This window comes from Mesorhizobium sp. B2-7-1 (genome assembly GCF_006440735.1).
Classification (GTDB): Bacteria; Pseudomonadota; Alphaproteobacteria; order Rhizobiales; family Rhizobiaceae; genus Mesorhizobium.
The window spans coordinates 1-22,513 of the sequence record NZ_VFUA01000107.1; the positions used below are offsets into that span (position 1 = coordinate 1).

The 22,513-nt window shown below is 58.5% G+C and carries 19 protein-coding genes; 12 read left to right on the plus strand and 7 right to left on the minus strand.

The genetic code is table 11. From position 1 onward, the window contains the following. Window positions 1–757 precede the first annotated feature (757 nt). On the minus strand, window positions 758–1,102 hold the full coding sequence (locus FJ471_RS28215) for a hypothetical protein (RefSeq protein WP_140808075.1): 345 nt from the start codon (window positions 1,100–1,102) through the stop codon (window positions 758–760). A 152-nt stretch (window positions 1,103–1,254) separates the two neighbouring features. On the opposite strand from FJ471_RS28215, the gene FJ471_RS28220 reads away from it, so the two are divergent. After that, complete coding sequence (locus FJ471_RS28220; RefSeq protein WP_140808077.1) at window positions 1,255–2,424, plus strand: acyltransferase; 1,170 nt, start codon at window positions 1,255–1,257, stop codon at window positions 2,422–2,424. A gap of 169 nt (window positions 2,425–2,593) precedes the next feature. Further along, entirely contained in the window at window positions 2,594–3,736 is a 1,143-nt protein-coding gene (locus FJ471_RS28225) for an acyltransferase family protein (protein WP_140808079.1), read from the plus strand. A gap of 165 nt (window positions 3,737–3,901) precedes the next feature. Here the strand turns inward: FJ471_RS28225 and FJ471_RS28230 are convergent, their stop codons facing one another. Further along, a complete protein-coding gene (locus FJ471_RS28230) occupies window positions 3,902–4,225 on the minus strand; it encodes a hypothetical protein (RefSeq protein WP_140808081.1) in 324 nt (107 codons plus the stop codon). Window positions 4,226–4,503: 278 nt separating this feature from the next. Here FJ471_RS28230 and FJ471_RS28235 point away from each other — a divergent pair, with 278 nt between their 5' ends. The 5 genes from FJ471_RS28235 (at window position 4,504) to FJ471_RS28255 (ending at window position 12,108) form a co-directional block, all read left to right on the plus strand. Beyond that, window positions 4,504–5,220: a Crp/Fnr family transcriptional regulator gene (locus tag FJ471_RS28235; RefSeq protein ID WP_140808083.1), complete on the plus strand. Its 717-nt coding sequence runs from the start codon at window positions 4,504–4,506 to the stop codon at window positions 5,218–5,220. A gap of 422 nt (window positions 5,221–5,642) precedes the next feature. Continuing rightward, the gene (locus tag FJ471_RS28240; protein ID WP_246684855.1) at window positions 5,643–6,344 is read left to right on the plus strand and encodes a response regulator transcription factor; all 702 of its coding nucleotides are present in this window, start codon (window positions 5,643–5,645) and stop codon (window positions 6,342–6,344) included. Window positions 6,345–6,597: 253 nt separating this feature from the next. Next, window positions 6,598–8,919 carry an AGE family epimerase/isomerase gene (locus FJ471_RS28245; protein WP_140808101.1) on the plus strand — a complete coding sequence of 774 codons (2,322 nt, stop codon included), beginning with the start codon at window positions 6,598–6,600 and terminating at the stop codon, window positions 8,917–8,919. Window positions 8,920–9,100: 181 nt separating this feature from the next. Beyond that, window positions 9,101–10,975 carry a GNVR domain-containing protein gene (locus tag FJ471_RS28250; RefSeq protein WP_140808087.1) on the plus strand — a complete coding sequence of 625 codons (1,875 nt, stop codon included), beginning with the start codon at window positions 9,101–9,103 and terminating at the stop codon, window positions 10,973–10,975. Between the two features lie 293 nt (window positions 10,976–11,268). Further along, complete coding sequence (locus FJ471_RS28255; RefSeq protein ID WP_140808089.1) at window positions 11,269–12,108, plus strand: sugar transferase; 840 nt, start codon at window positions 11,269–11,271, stop codon at window positions 12,106–12,108. A 41-nt stretch (window positions 12,109–12,149) separates the two neighbouring features. On the opposite strand, the gene FJ471_RS28260 is transcribed toward FJ471_RS28255, so the two are convergent. Continuing rightward, window positions 12,150–12,386, minus strand: coding sequence for a hypothetical protein (locus FJ471_RS28260; RefSeq protein ID WP_140808091.1), 237 nt, complete (start codon window positions 12,384–12,386; stop codon window positions 12,150–12,152). Window positions 12,387–12,534: 148 nt separating this feature from the next. Between FJ471_RS28260 and FJ471_RS28265 the strand changes: the two genes are divergently transcribed. Continuing rightward, a complete protein-coding gene (locus FJ471_RS28265) occupies window positions 12,535–14,001 on the plus strand; it encodes a hypothetical protein (protein ID WP_181179798.1) in 1,467 nt (488 codons plus the stop codon). A gap of 7 nt (window positions 14,002–14,008) precedes the next feature. On the opposite strand, the gene FJ471_RS28270 is transcribed toward FJ471_RS28265, so the two are convergent. After that, entirely contained in the window at window positions 14,009–15,445 is a 1,437-nt protein-coding gene (locus tag FJ471_RS28270; RefSeq protein WP_181179800.1) for a polysaccharide biosynthesis/export family protein, read from the minus strand. Between the two features lie 3 nt (window positions 15,446–15,448). Continuing rightward, window positions 15,449–16,315 (minus strand): glycosyltransferase, encoded by an 867-nt coding sequence (locus tag FJ471_RS28275; RefSeq protein WP_140808093.1) that lies wholly within the window; start codon window positions 16,313–16,315, stop codon window positions 15,449–15,451. A 344-nt stretch (window positions 16,316–16,659) separates the two neighbouring features. Here FJ471_RS28275 and FJ471_RS28280 point away from each other — a divergent pair, with 344 nt between their 5' ends. The 4 genes from FJ471_RS28280 to FJ471_RS28295 all read left to right on the plus strand — a co-directional run bounded on the left by FJ471_RS28280 (window position 16,660) and on the right by FJ471_RS28295 (window position 21,173). Next, window positions 16,660–17,910: a glycosyltransferase gene (locus FJ471_RS28280; RefSeq protein ID WP_246684856.1), complete on the plus strand. Its 1,251-nt coding sequence runs from the start codon at window positions 16,660–16,662 to the stop codon at window positions 17,908–17,910. A gap of 233 nt (window positions 17,911–18,143) precedes the next feature. Continuing rightward, entirely contained in the window at window positions 18,144–19,127 is a 984-nt protein-coding gene (locus FJ471_RS28285) for a class I SAM-dependent methyltransferase (RefSeq protein WP_348643377.1), read from the plus strand. A gap of 28 nt (window positions 19,128–19,155) precedes the next feature. Next, window positions 19,156–20,115 (plus strand): glycosyltransferase family 2 protein, encoded by a 960-nt coding sequence (locus tag FJ471_RS28290; RefSeq protein WP_246684853.1) that lies wholly within the window; start codon window positions 19,156–19,158, stop codon window positions 20,113–20,115. 86 nt (window positions 20,116–20,201) lie between these two features. Continuing rightward, window positions 20,202–21,173 (plus strand): DUF707 domain-containing protein, encoded by a 972-nt coding sequence (locus tag FJ471_RS28295; protein ID WP_246684854.1) that lies wholly within the window; start codon window positions 20,202–20,204, stop codon window positions 21,171–21,173. Here the strand turns inward: FJ471_RS28295 and FJ471_RS28300 are convergent. Continuing rightward, entirely contained in the window at window positions 21,107–22,309 is a 1,203-nt protein-coding gene (locus tag FJ471_RS28300) for a class I SAM-dependent methyltransferase (protein ID WP_140808099.1), read from the minus strand. The genes FJ471_RS28295 and FJ471_RS28300 overlap by 67 nt on opposite strands. A 2-nt stretch (window positions 22,310–22,311) precedes the next feature. Continuing rightward, the coding region (locus tag FJ471_RS28305; RefSeq protein ID WP_348643376.1) for a methyltransferase C-terminal domain-containing protein at window positions 22,312–22,513 on the minus strand (202 nt) is incomplete at its 5' end.

Below are 22,513 nucleotides of genomic sequence, written 5' to 3' on the forward strand. Positions count from 1 at the left end.
TCTGCTCACGACGCCCACCCTGGTTGATATCAATCCGAAGGTCGAAGTCGTCGCCGACGAGTTTTCGTAGGGCCTCGATGCGGATGAGCTCCTCGCGCTCGGGCAACACGCCGGTCTTACCGAAGTTGTCGCACGATTAGAAGCAAAGAGATCGCTGCGGCGAGGGAGCCGCAGCCGACCGTCAGGCTGGCCCATGTGACGGACCCAGCGCGCCACTGGCTACGCTTCGTTCTGATGGACTTTTTCAGTTCCGAATGACCTGCTGGGGTCAGGCACCAGCAATTGAGCTGAAACGACCGCCTCCAGAACGAGCTGATACCGGTCGGCCTTTCGAAGCACACGTCGAACCGGTCTGCCTTACGCAGCAGGCGAAGCGTCCTTATCTCTTCGATTCTCTCAGAATATAACAGCGTTTCCCAATATCGCCGGTATTCAGCCCGGTCTCGCTCTGGATCCGTGCGGGCTTCGTTCAGCTCGAGATCGCAGGATTTGCGAATCTTACGGATCGTCATACGATATAAAAGGAGTTCTGCCTCCTCTCTGATCGAAAGCGCAATTCCCATTCCCGATCCCCACTGCCCCGAACGAAGAGTTTACATCTCCGCGACAGATGTGGTCCATTCCTCCGCTTGGATGATCTTCGAAACCGAAAGGAGTTGTTCTTTCGGATGCGTAAGCCTGGAGATGCGTGTATCCAGACTTTCGGATGAAGTCCGTATATCCCGGGCGCCCTGAGAGCTTCCGCAGGGGGGATCGGCTATCGCAAGGGCCTTACCCTTCTTCGCACAATGTATCCGGCGAACACGCCAAGCGTTCCGGCGGCGGCCTTTACTACGGCATCGTCAAAGGCAGGGTGGCGGGTCGGGCTAAGGATCTGCAGGGCCTCCAGCCCAAAGCCGGCGGCTATCACGACGCCCAGCGTCAAGGACCAGTTTCGATAGTAGCCGATGCTGAACAGCAGCCCCAGCACGAAGAAGGCGGCCACACGGCCGGGCTCTGGCCCGAAACCCAGTTGAGGGCGCATCCCGATCGGCACGAGCGTCACGATCACAACGGCGATTAGCCCGAGCCAGGCGGCAAACCGGAAAACAATTCGAAGCATGCCCGTCAGTAGCAGTCATTGGGGTGCGTGACTATCCAACTCCACCCACGAGATGGGCCCCCATTTGCTCGATATCCGAACGTATTAGAGGCGCTTTGACAATTTCGCCCTTATTATTGGTTGCCGTGCATTGCCGAAAGCACAGGGAAGGTATGAAGAGCCACAGGAACTATATAGCAATTGATCTGTTACGCATCTTCGCAGCTCTGCTGGTACTGCTCAATCACTTCGCTACGTTTGGACGCGACACCGCATCTGTCGTGGATCCCGACAAGGCCGCGTTTGGATTTCTGAATACATTCGCTGAACTGGGTGCGGTCGGGGTCGAAATCTTCTTCGTCATTTCTGGCTTCGTTATCGCGCTAAGTGCCTCCAGCCTTCAAGGCCTGCCGGACGCGATCCAGTTCGCACGGCTTCGGGCAGTGCGAATATTGCCGGCCTTGTGGCTGTCCGCGATCGTCAGTCTTGTCGCCAGGGCCGCCTATGGCGACGAGTTCTTCCCGCGGTTCATGGACTTCCTGAGATCGATATCGATGTCGCCCAAGGGCCCCTACATCGATGGCGTGGTGTGGTCGTTGGTTGTGGAGTGCGTGTTTTACGCGATTGTTTCCATATTCATCGTCTGTCGACGTCGATCGGGCGCGTCGATCAAGGTCGTTGCGCTCATGATTGGTTCTTCGAGCCTTATCTATATCGCCGCCATGTACGTTTTGAATTCAATGCCAACGAGTATGGATATGTCCGAACTTATCTCGTTGGCATCTCGCTTCCATTTCAAAATTCTGCTGCTTCAGCATGGCGTATTCTTCGCGCTTGGCATTTTGGTATTTTGCTATCGAGAGGATCTGGAGAGGAGGAGCCGAGCGCGGTTGGGGGCATTCATCGGCATCCTGTGCATCGGGTGTTTCGGAGAGATCATGATTTCGTCGGAGAGGGATCTGGCAAAGAACCTGATCGCTTTCGCCATATGGTTTATCTGCCTATGCGTGATGTACGCAGGCACAAAGAACGCCAAGGCCATCGATAGCTTACTCGGCACTAGAAAATACGTCGCCAAGTACCTCGGTGGATTGAGCTACCCGTTGTACCTGAATCATTATTCGACGGGCATGGTGATCGTTTGGGTGATATCTTCGTTTGGTTTTCCTCCGGCTGTCACATTCGTACTGGCCTTCGCCGCGGTGCTGGCGCTCAGTGCGGGAATGATGTGGTTGGAGAGAAAGATCCAGCGTTCGCTTACGGCCCGAATTTCAAGCCTGGCGTCGGTGCGTGCGACGCCGGCGCTCCGGCAGGGCATCGTTCGCCAGGCGGGCACGACGTAGCCCGATTGGTCGAGGCGTACCCATTCCCGGCTTGCGCGACACCCTTCGAGCGCACGTGGGTCAGCCGAAGGAGTAGGACGGCACCCGAATGTAGCAGTGGCAGCGAAGGAGGCTTTCCATGTAGCTAGGAGTTGATATTGCCTAGCGTCCGACAAAGGCCCCGAATGTCATGGAGCGCAAGGTCCACTTCTTCACCTTGGACTTTTTGCGGATCTTTTCCGCAATGTTGGTGTTGCTCAGCCATTTCTCGACCTATGCGGCTCGCTCGGCTTCCATAGTGAACGGAAAGGGAGCGGCATTCGGCCTGCTGTCGGTATTTGCGGGTCTGGGGTCCGCGGGCGTCGGGACCCTCTTCGTAATTTCGGGATTCGCGATCGCCATGAGCGCCTCGCGCGAGGGCGGGGTATCGCCTGCCGTACGGTTTGTCGGCATCCGCGCGATCCGGATCCTTCCCGCGATGTGGATTTCCGCCCTCATCGCGTTCGCGGCGCGCGCTTTCTACGGTGAGGACTTTCAGGGGCTGCTGATGGACTTTGCCAGATCGGCGGTTCTTTCGCCGAAGGGCCCTTATATCGACGGCGTGGTCTGGTCCTTGGTGGTGCAGTCTTTCTTCTATCTGCTCGTCGCAGCCTCTATCCTGTCTAGGTTTCGGTTCTCGCTTTATGATCTGGCCAGGTTGATCGGCCTTTGCAGTTCCGCATATCTGCTTGTTCTGCTTGCGCTGCATCTGGCGCCTTCGACTCCCGAAACGGATCGGGTGCTCTCGATACTGACCCGGTTCCCATTCAAACTATTGCTGTTGCAGCATGGTGTTTTTTTTGCTGCTGGAATGATGTTTCACATTCATCACAGCAAAAATTCTGAACCGATACGGGAAGCCTTAATGCGCCCCGCAATTTTACTTTTTTTCTTTGTGGCGATGTGCGCCTTGGAGATACTTTTAACGATGGATAGTCCAGGAGAGTTGAGGTCGGTCTCGGTTGCAATTTTTCTTTCTTTTATTTCTGTAATGATGATTGGGAAAAATTTTGAAAGGCAAGTTGACGCAATATTTAAAGATTACAAATTCATTATCGGATATCTTGGGAGAATGAGTTATTCGATATATTTAAATCACTATGCAACCGGAATGGTATTGGTATGGTGGCTTTTTTCGTTGGGAATGAGGCCTGTTTCCGCTTTTTTTGTTTCGGTGACCGGAGTGCTGGCTTTGAGCGTGATCATAACATGGCTAGAGAAGAAGATTCAAACCGCAGTTGACGCGAGCTTTTTGCGAGTGGTGCAACATGGGGCGAAATCAGCGGCAGCATGAGGGCCGGGAATGTCAAAGATCAGGATTTGCAATGAAGGCCAGTAACGCAATCCAGGGGCTGCGCTACCACTTCCAGGTCAGGCATTCCAGGCTGGCGGGGTGGTGTCCGACGCCGGGACTGTTTCGAACCATTACGGCTGGACCCAACGGCGCCTGGCGGTATCGCTAGTTCGGCGGCGCCTGCCGGCACCATAAGCGGCGACCATACGTCATATTCTCCATGTGCTGAGAAATCGAAATGGCAAAGAAGAAGTCTCGCAACGGACGCAGCGGCGACATTCTTGTGATATTGGCCAGCAGGCCAAGGGCAATCGCTTTGGCCGCATTGCATATAAGTGAATCCTTGCTGCTTGAGCTTGAAGCGTCGGAGATATTGACCGCCAGAGAAATCAGGGGCGTGCTAAAGGATGCCGCCGCAACTTTGCGCAATGCGACGGACCAGGTCGACAACCGCAGTTCGCTGGTGGCCAGCGATATCGTCGAGTCCATGCGAGAGAACTTCAAGAGAGGCAGGTAGCTGCCGCCACGTCTCAGTGATCGAAGATCCTGAACAGCCAACGATGCACGCTCAATTCACCCGGACGCAAAGCCAACCGCTGCCGAGGTGAGAATCCAAAAGTCCGCGGCCCCGCTTTGGAACGCAACCACATGCCACCTCGCGCGTGGCGGCTTCATCCGATAGTTGTAGCCGCCGTGGGGTACTCACGCAGGATTCCTTCGTGTAGGCTCTCCCCTTGGGGCTGGTTCACACGGGCTGGTGGGGTCAAATGGCGTACGCGTCACGCCGTCATGCATACGGAAACGAAAACCGTGAGCCTGACGGCTTTGGAAAGGATGCCCGTACGTCTCTCAAGGCGATGGGGTTCGTACGGAAGAAGTATCCTGAACAAACGACCCTCGTCTTTCAGGGCGAAGACAGCGACCGCGTTTTTCTGGTCGAATCCGGCTGGGGATGCATCTCGTTTGATCTTGCCGGTGGGCAAAGGCAGATCCTCGATTTCGCTCTCAAGGGCGATATTGTGATGCCCCAGTCCGCATCCGGCATTGCACTCGAGACCTTTGCAACCCAAACCGAACTGGTTGTATTTGAAGCGTCGGCAAGAGCATTTGCGGTTGCGATAGCCCAGCCGTCCAGCGTCTCTGCTCTCCTGGTGGACACTCTTGCTTATCAGAGGGCTCTCATGGCCCAGCATCTAACCAATGTCGGGCGACGCAGTGCCATCGTCCGCACTGCGCACCTTTTGCTTGAACTCGAAACACGTCTAGACAGAGTTAGCGCCGCTACCCGCAACGGCTACGACTGTCCCCTGACTCAATATGATCTGGCGGACGCGCTCGGGTTAACACCTATACATGTCAACCGGATGTTGCGTGAGCTTCGGGAGCGTAGGTTTATCGAGTTTCGCCAGGGGTATGTTCGAATGCTCGATAAGGACGGTGTGGCGAAATTCGCTGACTTCGACGGCAAATACATCGGCGGCTGAGGCGCTCAACGGTTGGTGCAATTCGTTCGAGACCTCGCAAGGCCGCTTGTCGGTGACGCTTTTCCTTCCATTGACGGTGATGAATTCGTCGGTCTTCCGCCATGCGGCGGTGGGCCTTTGGGCGCCAGTTGGACGGAGCCGAACTTTTTTTACCCTTGATTAACCTAAATTAGTGAGGGCGTATGGATTGATCGCTAGCCTCCTAGTCGAAAGCACTGTGACAATGGCGGGGGCCTGGGATCACAGTTCTCAAATACCGTTGTTGCGAACGGGCTGTTCGTTGCGCCGGTATTCATATTGCCCCCCACTCGTGTTTTCGCAGAAGAGTCGAGTAATGTTGGGGTACTTTGATGATTCCGGAAATCCAATTGAACGCTAAACCGTCCCTCGGCCCTGATTTCGGTCCGCGGAAAATCGAGGCTATGCACCTGCATGCGCGAGGCGCCGACGAATCCAGTCTGGTTCTGCTGGACGAGCGTGTCCTGGACCGCCAATGCCTTGCCCAATGCCTGACGACCTTTCGAATGGGCAAGACAATCCTGTCATTTGGTTCGATTGAAGAATGGCGTCAGCAGGAACATGCGCTGCCGGCGGCAGCCATTCTGCTCAATATCGGCAGCCGTAAGGTAGCCGACGCAAAGACGGGCAACCTCATTGCAGACCTGGTGAGAGAAACGCACCCGATACCCGTCGTGATTCTGGCCGATACCGACGAACTAGACCAGATACTCAGGGCGCTTAATCTTGGCGCGAAAGCTTATATTCCCTCCTCCATCGGCTTCGAGATTTGCGTTGAAGCCATCAAATTTGCCGTCGCCGGAGGTACGTTTGTGCCCGCGAGCACCTTGCTTGCCCTAAACAACTCGATCGAGAAGGCTACCGCCGCGGATACCGATCGACCAATGGCAAGCGTGTTTACCGAACGGCAGGAAGAAGTCGTTCAGGCGCTTAAGCGCGGCAAGGCCAACAAGATAATTGCCCACGAACTCAACCTTCGGGAAAGCACGGTCAAGGTGCATATCCGGAATATCATGAAGAAATTGAAGGCTACCAACAGGACTGAGGTGGTCTACAAGTTGAACGAGATGTTTCCGGGGGCAAACGGCGCCAGTCGACCGAGTTGATCTTGTCTGCCGATCAAGCGCACGGATCGTAGTCGCCGCGGGGTGAGTTCCCGGGGCGAGAAGGGATGGCGCGCTAAGGCGCCATCACCGGAGCATGCCAGGTCGCCATAGAACTGCGGCCTTGAGATCGCTCGCTCGGCACTGAGAAAAGCTGTCGATTTCATACGATGTCTCAACGAAACGGAGGGCGCGTCGAGAGCCGAATTATTCTCCTCTTTCAGTGAGGCTTGGTAATCGGCGCGCAATGCTGACTATGATCGATCGAGTTTCATGCTTTGTAATGAGCGGCGGAGTGGGTTCGCGCCTGTGGCCACTTTCCAGAGAAGACAATCCCAAGCAATTTCATGATCTATCGGGAGATGGATCGATGTTGGCTCAAACCGTTCGGCGGTTGAGAAGCCGTTGCGGAGGTGAGGCTCCCGTCTATCTCATAGGAGCGGCGCGAAATGCCGAACGCATTCGTGTCGGCCTGGCCGGGATTGATCTCTCGGGCGGCCGCGTCCTGTTCGAGCCAATCGCGCGAAACACCGCGGCTGCCGTCGCGATTGCGACCCTAGAGACAATCGAGACCTCCGAGGACGGAATCGTACTGGTCGTTCCCTCCGACCACGCGATCTCAACAGATGAGCAATTCTGGGAGACTATTGAGAAAGGCGTGCCTGCCGCCAAGGCGGGAAGCATCGTGGTCTTCGGAGTTCAGCCAATTCGCGCCGAAGTCGGATATGGTTACATAGAAAGCGCGGCGCTCGAGCAGTCCGAGGTTCGCAAAGTTCTCCGTTTCGTCGAGAAGCCGGATATCGAGGCTGTGGAGCGATATGTCGCGGCGGGCTCGTTCCACTGGAACACAGGCATTTTTCTGTTCCGTGCCAGCGCGATGCGCGATGCGTTCATGCTGCATCGGCCGGAGATCTGGGACGGGGCGAAGATGGCCCTGAAGTCGGCCTCCACGGATTCGTCCGCCACGTACCTGCCGCAGGAAGTCTATTCCACGATCCCGTCGATATCGATCGACTATGCGATCATGGAAAAGATAAACGACATCGCGTTGGTTCCTGCCACTTTTCAGTGGAGCGACCTTGGATCGTGGCAGTCCTTGCTTGACGTCGGCTCGACCGACGAGAGCGGCAATGTGGTGATAGGCGATGTCGTGGCGATCGACTGCCACAATTCCTATTTGTGCAGCCGCGGAAGATTGCTGTCAGCGGTCGGCCTGAACAATGTCGCGGTGGTTTCGACCGCTGATGCCACCTTTGTGGCCCCCGTGGCGGAAAGCCAGAATGTGCGGCGCGTTGTCGAGCGGCTTGAACAATGGGGGCGGTTGGAGACCAGGATCACGCCCGCGCACAATCATGTGTTGTTGCCCGGCTCCTGGCGGGGACGGGTTGCACATTGGCTGTTCGATGAGACGTTGCCACTGTGGTCCAGTGTTGGCGTTGATCATCAGTATGGAGGTTTCCACGAAGCCCTGACATTGAACGGCAAGCCGCTCGTCAAACCGAAGCGAATGCGAACGATGGCGAGGCAAGTTTATGCATTTTCGGTTGCAAAGCTTCGCGGGTGGGACGGTCCTGCAGATCGGTTGATAGAGAACGGCATCAAATTTATGAAAAGCGGCCGGACCAGCCGCGGCGGATGGGCCCGTACGCTCAACGTCGATGGTTCTGTCGCCGACCCTTGCGAAGACGCCTATGATCACGCCTGTGTCCTTCTGGCTCTGGCCTATGCCTACCAGGCGCAGAGCCCGGACACCCTGCGGCTTGGCGAAGAAACCATGGCCTTCATCGATGCTCATCTTGAGGATGGACGGCTGAATGGCTTTCTTGAAACGTCAGATGGCGCCGGGTTGCGCCGCAGCAACCCGCATATGCATCTCCTTGAGGCATTCCTGGCTTGGTTCACGGCTACTGGCGATCGAAAATATCTTCGATATGCGGCCCGTATAGTCGACCTATTCCGGACGCACTTCTTCGACCCCAGCAGTTGGACCCTCGGGGAATATTTCGACGATGCGTGGAACCCGGCTGACGGCGGACAGGGGCAGTGGACCGAGCCCGGCCATCATTTCGAATGGGCTTCGCTTCTCGTCGAGTTCTCCACCAAAACTGGTCAATCGGACCTCATTCCATATGCGCGGAAGCTCTATGCTTCGGCCATAGCCAATGGCCTCAACCGGTCGACGGGTCTCGCCTATGGAGCGGTGTCCCGTTCAGCGTACCCGCTCGATCTGACATCGAGGAGTTGGCCTCAGGCCGAGGCCGTCAAGGCCGCGATAGCACTGGAAGGGTCCGGGGGGCCGGACCTCAAGCCGGAGATCGAGGCGCGGGTGGCACGGCTGTTTCGCTGGCACATCGATCCGGCACCGACGGGGCTTTGGATAGATCGAATTGACGAGAAGGGCAGGGCAATGGCGACTGAAACTCCAGCCAGCATATTCTACCATCTCGTCACAGCCCTCATGCAATATCTCGACAAGACGGAGGGCGCAGTCATTCGCCTACTCCCGACCTCGCTCGATCGACCAGGACCTAGCCAGGATCAGCTCATGCTCGATCAGGCGCTTCGCGATTCGGCCTAGCGAATCCATTCTTCGAAACGGCAGAGTTTCGGCTCTGCCGCGGTAGTAGCGGCACTACGCCATTTGAATGCGTTTTCCCGTGTTGGACAAAATCCTAAGCTGCGTCATTGCAGGTTTCCGCCTTGCCGAGCGGCAGCTGCCTTTCTGAGTTTTTGCGGCTTGAAGTGATGGGTTGGTAGGCATGCTAGAGCGGCCACTGTCAGCGATCGTGCAGAAGACATGGCGAGACGCGAAGGAATCGCACGACTTCATCAGCTTTTCCGATATTGCCTCCTTTGCAAAGGAGTACTTTAAGTATATAATGGTATTTATATCGCTAGGACTGCTTATTTCTATTATATATGTTGCAACATCGGACAAGATATACTCTGCTCGTACTCAGATACTCATTGAGCCTAAAATACCTAGAAATCTGCAACAGCAACCTGCCGAAATAAACCTATCGCTCGATACCGCCCAGGTCGAAAGCCAGCTCGCGGTTTTGAGATCTCAGAAGATCGCTCGGATGGTGATCGATGATCTCGGTTTATCAACCAATCCTATCTTCAGGAACCTGCATGGTCCGTCTTTTGGTGAGAGATTAGCAAGGCTTTGGTCGGGCGTAGCCAACGCTGTCGGGATCAGTAGCCGTCCCGGCTATGTGGCTCTGGCCGGTTGGCTGGATCGGGCCCTGGCCCCGCTGCATTCGAACCCGGACGCAACCCCGACGACAGAGGCAGAGCGGCAGCGCTTTGCGGTCGAAATATTCGACGATGGCTTGGACGTGCAGCGGGTCGGCGTTTCCTATGCCATCGACATAACCTTTCAGTCCTTGGATCCCGACTTGGCTGCACGCATTGCAAATGCGACGGCGGATGCTTTCGTGCGCGAGCAGGTGCAGACCACAACAGCAGTGGCCGGCGACCGCATCGCGTGGTTGGAGAAGCGCATGCGAGAGGTCGGTGAGCAGATGAACCGTGCGACTAAGATCGCCCAGGAATTCCGCGCCAAGCATGACTACAGCATTGATGCCGATGAGACACCTATCCATGGAGAGGGGACCCTAGGCGATAATACACAGCAAACTACATTGGAACAGTTGGAGGTAACGGCCGATACCTACCGCAAGATGTATGAGAGCCTGCTGGCCACCTACACAAATTCGGTCGATCAACAGCCATACCTGATTGCTGACGCGCGTGTCATCACAGCCGCGACCAGTCCAATCGTCGAAAGCCAGCCGCGCAAGAAGCTTGTCCTCGCCTTTGGCATACTTGCCGGCCTGATCGCCGGTATAGGGTTCGCGATTGCCAGGCGCAGCCTGGACCGGAGTGTGAAGAGGCCGCAACAGATCTGGGTGGAATTGGGTGTACCCTGCCTCGGCGAGTTGCCTCGCGTGGGTTTCAGACGGGCCGGTTTCGGACGGCTCGACGAAGCGCTCCGGGAGCCGCGCTCCTCATTTGCCTTGAGCCTCAAGGCTGCCAAGGCAGCGATGTCTTTGGCGGCAAGCCCGCAGAAACTACGCTCGATCGGGGTCATTTCCGTGTCGCCCGGTGACGGCAAGAGCACCGTCGTCAGCAATCTAGCGTCTCTCTTCGGCGCCTCAAGTGCGACGGTCCTGGTAATAAACGCCGATCAAAAGTCGGCCTTGGGCGCGGAGTTGCTCAGCTCTCCTGAATTCGATGTGCCCATCAACGAGTCCGCAGACCCGAAAGATATCGCCAAGAAAATACGCTATGTCGACGGGATGTCATTCTACGCGCTGAAGAATGTTGGTGACTACCCGGATGAAATTCCGCAGTGCCTGGAGAAAATTGTAAAAGAGGCCAAGTCGTATGATCCCGTCATTGTCGAGCTTCCGCCGTTCACAGCGGGCGCGGATGCATTTGCTGCGTGTCCGCAGCTGGATGGCATCGTTATCGTGGCGCAATGGGGGGAGACATCGCTCGATCAGCTCGCCGATTTGTATCGGATGTTGAAAAATACAAAGTCCCCGGTTCTTGGCGTGCTGCTGACACGCGTCCGTTTCGTTTCCAATGGCGGATACGAAAGGTTGGCGGCACAAGCTTCCCGCTAGTTCGCCGGAAGCCAGCGAGGCGGCTGCAGCTCGCGCACGTTCCGGTCGATGATCGGCAGGCTACATCGCCCGCGCGGGTCGCGGGATGTGGCTACGATCTGTGAGACAACGAACAGTTCCGCGGCCGACACCGCGCGGGCCAATGGCATTCGTCTGGGGCAGAGCCTTAGCAAGTTAGGGGTAGCCTTCCGGTCGACAATTACCCTCAACCTACCACCTTTTCGTTGCTTGCAGGCAGCCGGCGATCGCTATGAATATATTGCTGCGTATGCCGCAGATTTTGAGTGAGCTCCATGTCCGAAGTGATCGAAAGCAAGCTGCGGCGAAGCGCGGTCCTAGGTCTAGTTACCAGTGCAAAGTCAGCCGCGGCCTGGATCCACTGGCCCAGGCAGGACGATGAAATCCGGCCGGATACGCCGGAGGTCAGCACGGCCATGTCAATCGTCAACCAGAACGAGGAGGCTTCTGCCTGTGTACAAGGCGCAAACGCGGCTGAGCAGCAGGGAACCGGGCCTCGGCCTCTGGGCGGTCGGGGCAAGAGGCTGGTGGACGTTGTTGTGGCTTCCACCGCCATTGTTCTCGTCAGCCCTGTTCTGCTTCTCATTCCGCTGCTGATCAAGCTCACCACCGGCGGCTCGGTGTTCTTCGTGCATCGCCGCGTCGGCTTCAATGGCCGCACTTTCAACTGTTACAAATTTCGCACGATGATGCCGGATGCCGAAGAAGTGCTGCAACGTTACCTGAGCACCGATCCGCAAGCCGCGCAGGAATGGATCGCGAACCAGAAACTGAAGCACGATCCTCGCATCCTGTTCTTCGGTAAGATGCTTCGGAAATCCAGCCTGGACGAGCTGCCGCAACTGTTCAACATATTGCGCGGCGATATGAGTTGCGTTGGTCCGCGGCCTGTCGTTGCCGACGAGCTTCGTCGCTACGGCTCTGCGTCGTCTGAATACCTCAAGGCGAGGCCCGGCCTCACGGGCCTCTGGCAAATAAACGGAAGAAGCACGACCGAATACTCGTACCGCGTGCTGCTTGACACTCAATACGTTCAGACCTGGTCATTGGCCAGGGACGTCTGGATAATGCTCTGGACAATTCCCGCGATGATGAGGTTCGACCAGAGTTCCTAGCGTTTGGTCTCCCGCCAAGGCGCTGGCGAAGCGGCCGAGCTCTACTTGTTGTTGTGCAGAACCAAAGATAGCGCGAGTCCTACTAGGTAGGCACCTTGCGTGGCCACGACGAGGTAAAGTGTCGAACGGACGATTTCTGAGAATGGCAGTTGAAGGACGGTGTCGGTGACGACATTGACCCCGACAACAACAAGGGTTGCCACGATGAGTGCCGGCGCGCGCAATTTCAGTCCGATCGCTAGGCCAATGCAGGCAGCGCAGACGATAGCAAACAGCACTGCGACCTCCCCGAGCCAATCTGCACGGCGCCACTTAACATTGGCGGGGAGGAAACCAGAGTCGCCTGCCCATGTGAAGCCGGTGATTTCGTGCGTTCGACCGGCAGCGCCGGCCTGCCGAAGCGCGATCCGCGATTGGAGGCGCTAAATGCAGCCGTCGCTCGTGGGTGTCTTGATCAGCGCCGGCCTGCTGGTCTTCGTCATATGCATGCGCTGGTCCATGATGACCGCTTTGATCGGTTCGCTGGCGTTCGGCGCGACGGCCATCGGGACGATAGGCTCTCTCGGCGGTTCCTCCCCCCTCATCTTCACGGTTTTCAACATGCTCCTGATCGTCATCGCGCTCGCGCGGCGAGGAATCTGGGGCCAGATGGGGGCGGTCTTCGGCCGCTTCAGTGCGGCCTGGATTGTTTGTGCGCTCATGGTCTACGTGGTCATCGGAGCGCTGCTGTTCCCGAGGCTCTTTGCTGGACAGACGAGCGCTTTCGTCGCTTCGCGTACCGGAAGAGGAGTCTACGAGACCGCGCTGGCGCCGGTTTCGGCCAATGTGTCTCAGACGGGTTACTTCGTCCTTGCTGCTCTGACGTTCCTGGCGACCTGCCTGCTGCTCAAGCGCGACGGCGCCTTGCTCGACTTAAAGAGGGGCTACTTTCTGTGGTTCTCTCTTCATGTGTGCATGGGAATTCTCGATCTGCTGGGTAAGCTGGTTGGCGCGGGAGATGTGCTCGCCCCAATTCGCACCGCCAACTACGCCATGCTCACGCAGGTCACCGAGGCCGGTTTCTGGCGTATCGCCGGCGCCTTCTCGGAAGCATCGGCGTTCGGTGGCGTCTCGCTCACGGGACTTGCATTCGCCTATACTTACTGGAGCAAGACCGGATCGAGGTTCGCGCTGGCCCTAGGGGCGACGCTGCTCGTTCTCTTGCTGCTCTCGACGTCGTCGACCGCCTATGTCGGCCTTGCGATCATCAGCCTGCCGGTCGTCTTTTCCATCGTGAAGTCATCGGTGTCGGGCCGGCTGAAACCAGCCGAAGCCCTGCTTGTGGCGTTGCTGCTGCCCACGATCGTGGTCGCGCTGGGGATCGGCCTTTGGGCTCCGCATTTTCTGGATCCGGTCACGCAACTTGTCGACATGACCTTGGTCAACAAGGTCTCATCGGTGTCCGGGCAGGAGCGGAGCTACTGGAACTACAAGAGTCTGCAGTCCTTTTTCGATACCGGTGGATTGGGGATCGGCCTGGGGAGCTCGAGAGCATCGAGTTGGCCCATAGCACTTCTTTCGCAATTGGGGCTCTTTGGGACCCTGATGATGTTGCTGCTGCTGGGAATGTTGTTATGGCGCCCCCGGCGTCGGGATTGGGAAGTCGACCCAGAGGTGGACGCGATCGTATCAAGCACCCGCGCCTGTGCGCTCGCCTCGCTCGTTGCAGGATCCTTGGCAAGTGGGAGTCCGGATCCCGGCATTGTCTTCTACATTCCGTTGGCCGCCGTTCTCGTCAGCCGGCAGATGCTGGCGGTCGAGGGGCTGGCGGCGGTCACTCTTGAACAATCGGCCGGCGCCAGGAAGCGTCGACCGGCGTCGAGAAAGAGTCGAACCGCAACGTCTCCCGCCTGACGGCGGACTACCGAATTCCTGTTGCGTCGCTTGCAACGTCCTGTCGAAGGGTGCCGGCTGGCTCCTGGTTCGATTGCCTCTGCGGCAGGCCTTGTGCGCCGATCGGGCCGGAAGGCATTGGTATTTCGACCTTGATAGTATCGCCCGGCTCGACCGAAGTCGTTTCGCTGGCCTGCAACTGCGTCGCCGAGCCGTCCGGCGCAGGTCGGAAAATCGTAAAGACCGGCGCAAGCGAGGCCACGTCGTCTTGCCGGGCGATCAACGCCGGCGCGGAAACCTCGGAGTCGTAGAGCAACTGTCGGGCTGTCTCGGTCTTGCTGTCGAGAGAGTCGAGTTCGGCCTGGGTCTGGCGCAAGTCATTGGTGACCTCGTTCTTCCTTCCGTCCTGGAGCTCGAGGATCGATATATCCGTCTTGCTGATTTCCTGGCGGCCCCGCAGCAGGCTTGTTTCCGCCGACAATCTCTCACCCTGCGCCTGAGCCAGGGTTCGCTCCAGCGAAAATTCACGTGGGGCGACTGCCAGGCCTTTGTCGACAAGTGTCGATACGCTCTTAAGCTCCTTCTGGATGGAATCGATCTGCTTGTCGAGAAACACGAGTTGCTCTTCCAGCGCCGTCAGTTCCTTCTCAAGAAACGCTCGCAGGTCCTGAAGGGCCTTGATCTGGGTGTCGAGCCCGTCGCTTCGCGCCTGAAAAACCATCTGTTCTTGTTTAACGATCACCGCAATCGTGTTGTCCTGCAGGTGGGGCAGCAATTCGGGGGGCAACTGGATCTCGCCTGCATGGGAGAGTTCGGCCTCGAGCCGCGCTTTGCGCACCATAAGATTGACTTTGCTCTGTCCAAGCAGGCTGATATCTCCCCGAGCCTGGATTGCTTCGCGTTCGAACCTTTGGTCCTTGCCGTCCCGGATTCGCAATCCGCCGGCCAAACTCAATGCCTGTAAAACCGTCAGGCCGGGCCGATAGGCGAATTCCCCCGATTGCGTCACCTTGCCCACGACATAGAACGGTCTGAACTGAACGATCTCCACCGCGGTGTTCGGCGCTCTCGCCAGGCCGACACTTTTCATCAGACCGTTGCCAATGGAGTCCGCCACCTTGTCGGTGGTCAGGCCGGCGGCTTTGATTGCGCCGATCAGGGGCAACGACACGGAACCGTCCGGGCCGATCGTGTAGACATCGTTCAAGGCAGCCCAGTCGAAGATCGTGTCGCGGGACGCGCGCCATTCGTAAACTTTGATCCGCAGCTTGTCCTGCGGGCCGAGTACATAGTCCTTGGAGCTGGCAGGCGTGGCGCCCAACATCCAAGCCGCGGAAATTGTTGTCGATATGATGCCGTGAAGAAGAAACTTCATGGCGCGCCGATTGGGCGAGGCCCCCTCGTGGCCGGTCAGACGAATTGAGCCAACCCCGTAACCTTTGGGACGGAAGGGATTTTCGAGCATCTGCTAGATCTCCAGGACATATTCTGGCTGGACCCGGCCTCTGGCGACATGCGAGAAAGCCAGAAGGTTGCCTCGGAGGCGACCCAGCCGATCGACGTAAGGTTCGGGCCACACGCTCCGTGCAAGATTGGCCAGGATGTTCTTGCCCATCAGTTTGAGCGCAAAGCTCGGCGGAACGGTGCCTTTGCGCATGAGGTAGATCGGGTTCGCAATCTGTGAGTACCCAAATCGAACCCCGCTTACGCGCCCGCTCTTGACGCCCAGGTGAACGCCTCGGATCGAGTGCAGGGCGACGACGCGGCCTTTGGCTCGCAATTGGCTGGTGAAATCGACATCCTCCTGCCAACCATAGAGGACAAGTCGTTCGTCGAAACGCAGGGCACCGATGGTAGCGGCCCTGATCGACATGTTGCAGCCATAGGCGCTGAACCTGTCGGTCGCCCGCGCGTCCACCGTCGAACCGGCCTCGTCAAGCGTTCGGATAGCCTCTTCCCAGCTAAGGCCGGCGTTGGAGGCCCCATCCCTGAGGACATTTCCGGTCACGACCACCCAGTCGTCGTGCTGTTCGAATGCCGTTAGCACCCCGGCGAGATAGTCATCGGCCGGGATAAAATCGTCGTCGAAAAAGGTGAGCGCGTCGAAGCTCTTTTCCACCCTGTCGAGCGCGGCGTTGCGCTGCGCAGGCAAACCCGTTCTGCCGAATACGAAGGATATCGGGAAAGTGCGGGCGATCTCGTTCGGAATGTGCGTTCTGTCAGGCGCGGAAATCAAGACCATGTCCGGCTGCCTGGTCTGCCGTTCGAGATGCTTCAAAAGTCGAGCCAATTCCTGGGCGCGACCGAAGGTTGCGATGAGTACGGCTATTTTCATCGATGACCAGTTTTTTCCCGCAGCCAGGAGACCGGAAGCCAAACCTATCCGGAATGAACCGGCGATATCCTAGTCTTCCGGTCGCGCCGATGCAGCTTGCGAATAAGGTTAGCTTCGCCCTTTGCTTAGACCCATCGAAGTAGGCGGCATACTTCGATGGATTGTATTCGGATGCCGGCAAAACCCGGGCTCAGCCCTATAGGCAGCTTGTTCCACATGGACAGGCCAAACATAGTCTGACGGCGCCCCGCAAAGCGACAGTGGGCATTCCGGGGAGATTGTGCATGCGCCACGAGGGACAGGCAAAATCAATCGCCGCACCCGCCAGAAAGAGGGGGCATTCCATGCGAATGGCTTCCTCTCCGCCGATAGACCGAAATGCGCGGGTCGCGGTGGTCCACGACTGGTGTCCGAATTTCCGGGGAGGGGAGCGTGTCCTTGCGCGGATCTGCAAGGTATTCCCCAATGCGGAAGTCTTTACGCTGTTCGACTTCCTTCCTGACGACGTTAAGAAGGAACATTTCAGCGGCGTAAAATTTCACGTCTCGCCGCTCAACCGCCTGCCGTTTGTGAAGAAGTATTACAGGTCCCTGTTTTTTGCCTGCCCCTTCATGGTCGAGCAGTTCGACGTGACGGAGTTCGATGCGGTGATTTCCTCATCCGCCGCGTTCTCTCGCGGGGTCCTGACCAGGCCCGATCAACCCCATCTTTGCTATGTCCACAGCCCGGTGCGGTACGCCTGGGACGAGCAATTCTCCTATTTGCAGCAGGGCGGGTTGGGCTTTGGGCCCAAGGGCCTCGCCTTCCGCTATCTGCTTCACAATTTGCGGACATGGGACACCCGCACCGCGCATGGTCCCGACCTGATGCTGGCGAATTCCAATTATGTCCGCTCTCGCATCCAGAGAATCTACGGACGCGATGCGCGTGTGGTCCACCCGCCGGTAGCGGTTGAGGAACTCCATTATGTCGACGACAAGGATGACTACTACGTAACCGCTGCTTTCCACGCCCCGTACAAGCGCACGGACCTCATCATCGAAGCCTTCAGCAAAACGCCGTCACGCAGACTTGTGGTCGTGGGCGACGACGTGCAGTCGAAGCATCTGAGATCGATCGCCGGCCCCAACATCGTCTTCACCGGATACCTGCCGCGATCCGAATATATCCAGATGATCGGCAAGGCCCGTGCGATGGTGTTCGCCGGGTGCGAGGATTTCGGGATTGCCCTGGCAGAGGCACAGGCATGCGGTACTCCCTTGATCGCGTTCGGACGAGGGGGGGCACGGGACATCGTTCGGCCGCTTGGAGAAAGCAGCCAGCCGACGGGCGTGCTGTTCGGCCAGCAGACAGTCGGATCGATAGCGCAGGCAATCGACCTGTTTGAAAAGGATACGGCGCTGATCAAGCCCAAAGCCTGCCGTAACAATGCGAACCGGTTCTCCGAAGAGCGCTTCGACCTCTCGATATTCCATGCGCTCGGCCTGGCGCAATCCGTGCAGGACGCCCGTCAGAGGGGGCGCGATGAATTCCTGGGTGCCGAGAGTTCGGCGCACAACATCACCAACTCTCTTGCCGAGCCGGTTCTGCCATGAATTCGATCGAGCCTCATACCATCCGGAGCGGCCAGGCGTTTCGATCGGTAAAATGCCCGTGCTGCTCGGTCTCGACCAGTCGGTCGATCTACCGGGTCGGATCCGTCCCGGTGCACAGTTGCGTCCTGCTGGGCTCAGCCGAAGAGGCGCGCAGCTTTCCCCGCCGAGAGCTTGAACTCGCATTCTGCGAGGCATGCGGGTTCGTATTCAACAAGGTCTTCGACGAAGAGGTCATGGTCTATTCGACCAATTTCGAGGAATCCCAGCATTTTTCGGGCACCTTCAGCGGCTTCGCAAGGAGCCTGGCTCAGGAGATTGCCCTCAAATGCGAACTGGCCGGCAAACACGTCCTGGAGATCGGTTGCGGCAAGGGCGAATTCCTTAGAGAGCTTTGCGTGTCCGCCAATGCGACAGGACTGGGCATCGATCCGGGCTATCGTGCCGACAAGGGACGTGGGGAAGGGGACGCCGACATCCAGTTTATCGTCGACTTCTTCGGACCCGATTACCGCCACCTGAAAGCCGACGCCATCCTTTGCCGCCACACGCTCGAGCATATAAGTTCGGTCGCTTCCTTCGTACGGCTGATCCGCGAGATGATCGGCCAGCGCGCGGATGATTGGGTCGTCTTCGAAACGCCCGACGCGAAACGCGTTCTGGCCGAGAGTGCGTTCTGGGACATTTACTACGAGCATTGCTCCTACTTCAGCCCCGGCGCGCACGCCAGGCTGTTTCGCCAGGAAGGGTTTGACGTTACCGATCTGGAACTCGTCTATGACGGGCAATACATCGTTCAATACGCCAAACCGGCGGCCAGCGTCGCGACGGCTGCGCTTCCGCTCGAGCGGGACCTGGAGGAGATGCACCGGCTGGCGGAGACATTTCCAATCCGCGTGCGGGCATGCCAGCATCGATGGCAGGAGCGCCTGCGCTCCGCGCATGCCGCCGGTCGACGCGTGGTGCTGTGGGGCGGCGGCTCCAAGGCGGTGTCGTTCCTCACCACGTTGCAGATAGGCGAAGAGGTGTCGGCGGCCGTCGACATCAACCCCTACAAGCAGGGCAAGTTTACACCGGGCACGGGACATCCGGTCATCGCGCCCGCCGAACTCATCGCTGGTCCACCGGATCTGGTGGTCGTCATGAACCCCATATATGTCACGGAAGTGAGGCGTTCCCTGGACGCCTTGGGCCTGCACTCCGAAGTCGTCTCGGTCTGATCTCGGCACCGTCAGGAGAGCGCTTGCAATGGATGACCGCATGACTTCACGGGTATCCCTCGGCCTGCCCGTCTATAACGGCCAGAATTTCATCGCGGAGGCAATCCGGTCGATCCTGTCGCAGGATTTCGGCGACTTCGAACTGGTCATCACCGACAACGCCTCGACCGACAGGACCGCCGATATCTGCAAGGAGTTCGCGCGGCAGGACGGGCGCGTACGCTATGTCCGAAACGAACGCAACTTGGGCGCCGCGGCCAATTTCAACCGGGCCTTCGAGCTGAGCGCCGGCAAGTATTTCAAATGGTGCGCGCATGACGATGTCCTGAGTCCCGGCTTCCTGAAGGATTGCATGCGGGTGCTCGATGGCAATGCCGGTCATGTCATTGCCTATCCCCGGTTGCTGGGGATCGACGAAGCCGGGCGAACGACCGCCTATGTTGAGCGCGTGCTGCCGGATATGGAAAGTTCGTCGCCCGCCTCCCGCTTTCAACTGATGATCGCGGCGCATGGTTGGGATGCGGCCATGTTCGGTCTCTGGCGCAGCGATGCCTTGACCAAGACATCGCTCCATGAAGCCTACTACGGATCGGACTGCGCGCTCCTCGCCGAGATGGCGCTTCTCGGGACCTTCGCGCCGGCTCCTGACGCAATCCTGTACAGCCGGGACCATCCAACGCGCTCGGTGCGGCTGCCGAGCTCCGAGCGGCTGGCCTGGCAGAATCCGGACGGCTCCAAGGCGAATGCCTTCGAATTGTCGAGACGCGTGAAGCACCTCGTCTCGATCGCCTTTCGGCACCGAGGTTCCGCGCCCGTCGGCCGTACCCTGTTCCATTTGCTCATCTGGATCGCCAACCCGTTGCTGATGGCCAGGTTGTGCCTGGAGGTGGTGGGGGCGGTCTCTCCACGACTTCGCAGCATGCTGCGCGGTGCCGGCCTCGGCGCACTGAAACGCATCCAGTCCGTCTCGAACCGATCCCCGGGCTAAGCCTCGTGGGACAGCTTTCTGCCGGCCCTTTGAAGCCGCGCCGGGCTAGGCTGGCCGCTCCAGAAGCGACCAGGAAATCCTGGCACTTGCCTGGCGGGTCCGGCAAGAGAAACCTTGTAATCGTCAGGGCCGGGCGCAATTCCTTGCATGCCGGCTGGATCGAGGGACCGGGCGAAGCCAATTTCGACCTGCTCGTCGCCGCCTATGAGGCCGGCGCCCCGCAGGGGCCGGGCGAATTCAGGGTGTTTCTCCCGGGGCGCAAGATCGCGGGCTATCACGCGCTGTTCCAGTGCCATCCGGAAATCGTGACGCGATACGATCTGATCGCCTTGGTCGACGACGATATCCAGGCGACGACGGCGGACTTCAATCGCCTTTTCGAAATAGGCCGGAAGTACGATCTCGATCTGTTTCAACCGGCTCTTTCGCTGGACAGCTATTTTTCCTATGCGGCGACACTTTCCAGCGGCAAACGGTATCTGTTGCGCTACACCAACACGGTTGAAATGATGTGCCCCGTGTTCAGCGCAAGGTGCCTGCAAGCTGCGCTGAGGCTGTTCGGGCTGGGCTATGAGACAGGAATAGACCTGCTGTGGACGCGCCTGAATGACACGCCCTGGCTGCGCTATGCCATAATCGACGATGTCGTCGTGCGGCATACGCGGCCCGTGGGAACGACGAAGACCATGCAAGGCTTCGGCGCGGAAGAGACCTACGATTCGCAGGTCGACGCCGTGCTGAGGAGGTTCGGTGCGATATTCCGCGGCTTCGTTACTTATGCGGCGGTTGATCGGCGCGGGCGGTTCATCCGCTCCCGCCTGCTAATCGGGTTGAACTCCGTGGCGCTGTTGCGGGGCCTGCCCAGGACACCGATCGGCTGCGCGCAGTTCATCCGCCGGACCACCGATTACACGCGGCATTGCTGGCTGAGGCCGATCAACCTCGCGCCGATCGACATGGATTGGGCCGGCCCCGCCGGAGCGATCCGTCCTCAGGCTACGACGATCTCCGGCGCCAGACCCAGTTCGCGCGCGGCGCGGGCGACTTCCTCCCGGTAAAGGGGATTCATCACGATGATCAACTGGAGAGGTTTGCCCCTGAGTCTTTCGGGCGCGATCACAGGCGTTGCCGCTCCGGGAGCGAAGCGTCCCTGCTTGTGCGGGTTGACGTCGACCAGCGCGCTTATCCTCGCGCCTTCGGGAACGACATTGACGAAAGTGATACCCTTCGACCCCGCGCCCCAGACGACCGTCTGTTCAGGATCTCGCCTTGCAAGGTAGTCGCGCCACCAAGCGACCTTGTCGCTGTAAATTTGATCGAAGCCGCTGACCAACGCATCGACTTCTGAAGATTCCTCGTGACTGGCGGCCGTCCGGTCTTGAGCGGGCCTGGCTTCTACGAACAGGTACTGGTCGCCGTATGAGGCGTCTTCGTCCAGTATTTCGAAGCCGGCCGCCTCCATCGCCATCCGCAACGAGCGCGGCGTGAAATAGGAAACATGTTCGTATATCAGATCCCAGATACCCATGTCGCGCAGCGTGTATAGGGCGTTAGGCACCTCTATGTAGAACACTGTTTCCGGTCGCACTCCCGGATGGGCTCGAAGGCCCTTCAGGAAGGCAATCGGATCGGCGATATGTTCCAGCACGTGCCGGCAGGAGACGAAGTCGGGCGCGACGTCCGGATAGGCGTCTCCGAACCAGTCGTTGACGAATTCGACGCCGGCGATCTCCTCGCCCCGGTTGTCCTCGAAACTCCTGTCGAAGCCGATTCCCCTGGCGCCGCTGATCGAGCAAAGCCGCTTGAGAAAATCGCCCTTACCGCAGCCGACGTCCACGGCCAGTTTTCCGTCGAGCGCGTAGGTGGTGGTCAGCCGGTGCGCTAGGTCGTCCACGAAGGTCACGAAGCGAGGCGAGAAGTGCAGGGAATTCTCGTAGCCGGGGGTGTAGCCGATCCGGTCGTCTTCGAACGCCGCGTTAAAGAAGTGGTCGCAGTCGCGGCAGAAGATGAGGGTGAAACGGCCGGTCTTCGCGGCTGCGGCCGAACGCGCGTCCGGGTGCAGGGAGTTGCACGATACCGGCAGGGCTTCGAAGGAAACGGAATGGACCAGATTCTGCCCTCGGCAAACGGGGCAACCGATGCGAAGGCGAGCAGGAGGGGGCGTTTCGTTACCCGGCCGGACTTCCACCTTCATCGTCATACCACCCGGGGCGTCGGCACTGGAACGATGAACTTGCCGCCCCTGGCCCGGTACTCGGCCTGCTGCGCCACGATCTCGTCGAAGAAATTCCAGGCCAACACGAGAACATAGTCAGGCTGCGCTTCCAGCAACGCCTCGGGCGGCAGGATGGGAATGCGCTGGCCGGGCATGTATTTGCCCTGCTTATGCGTGTTGCGA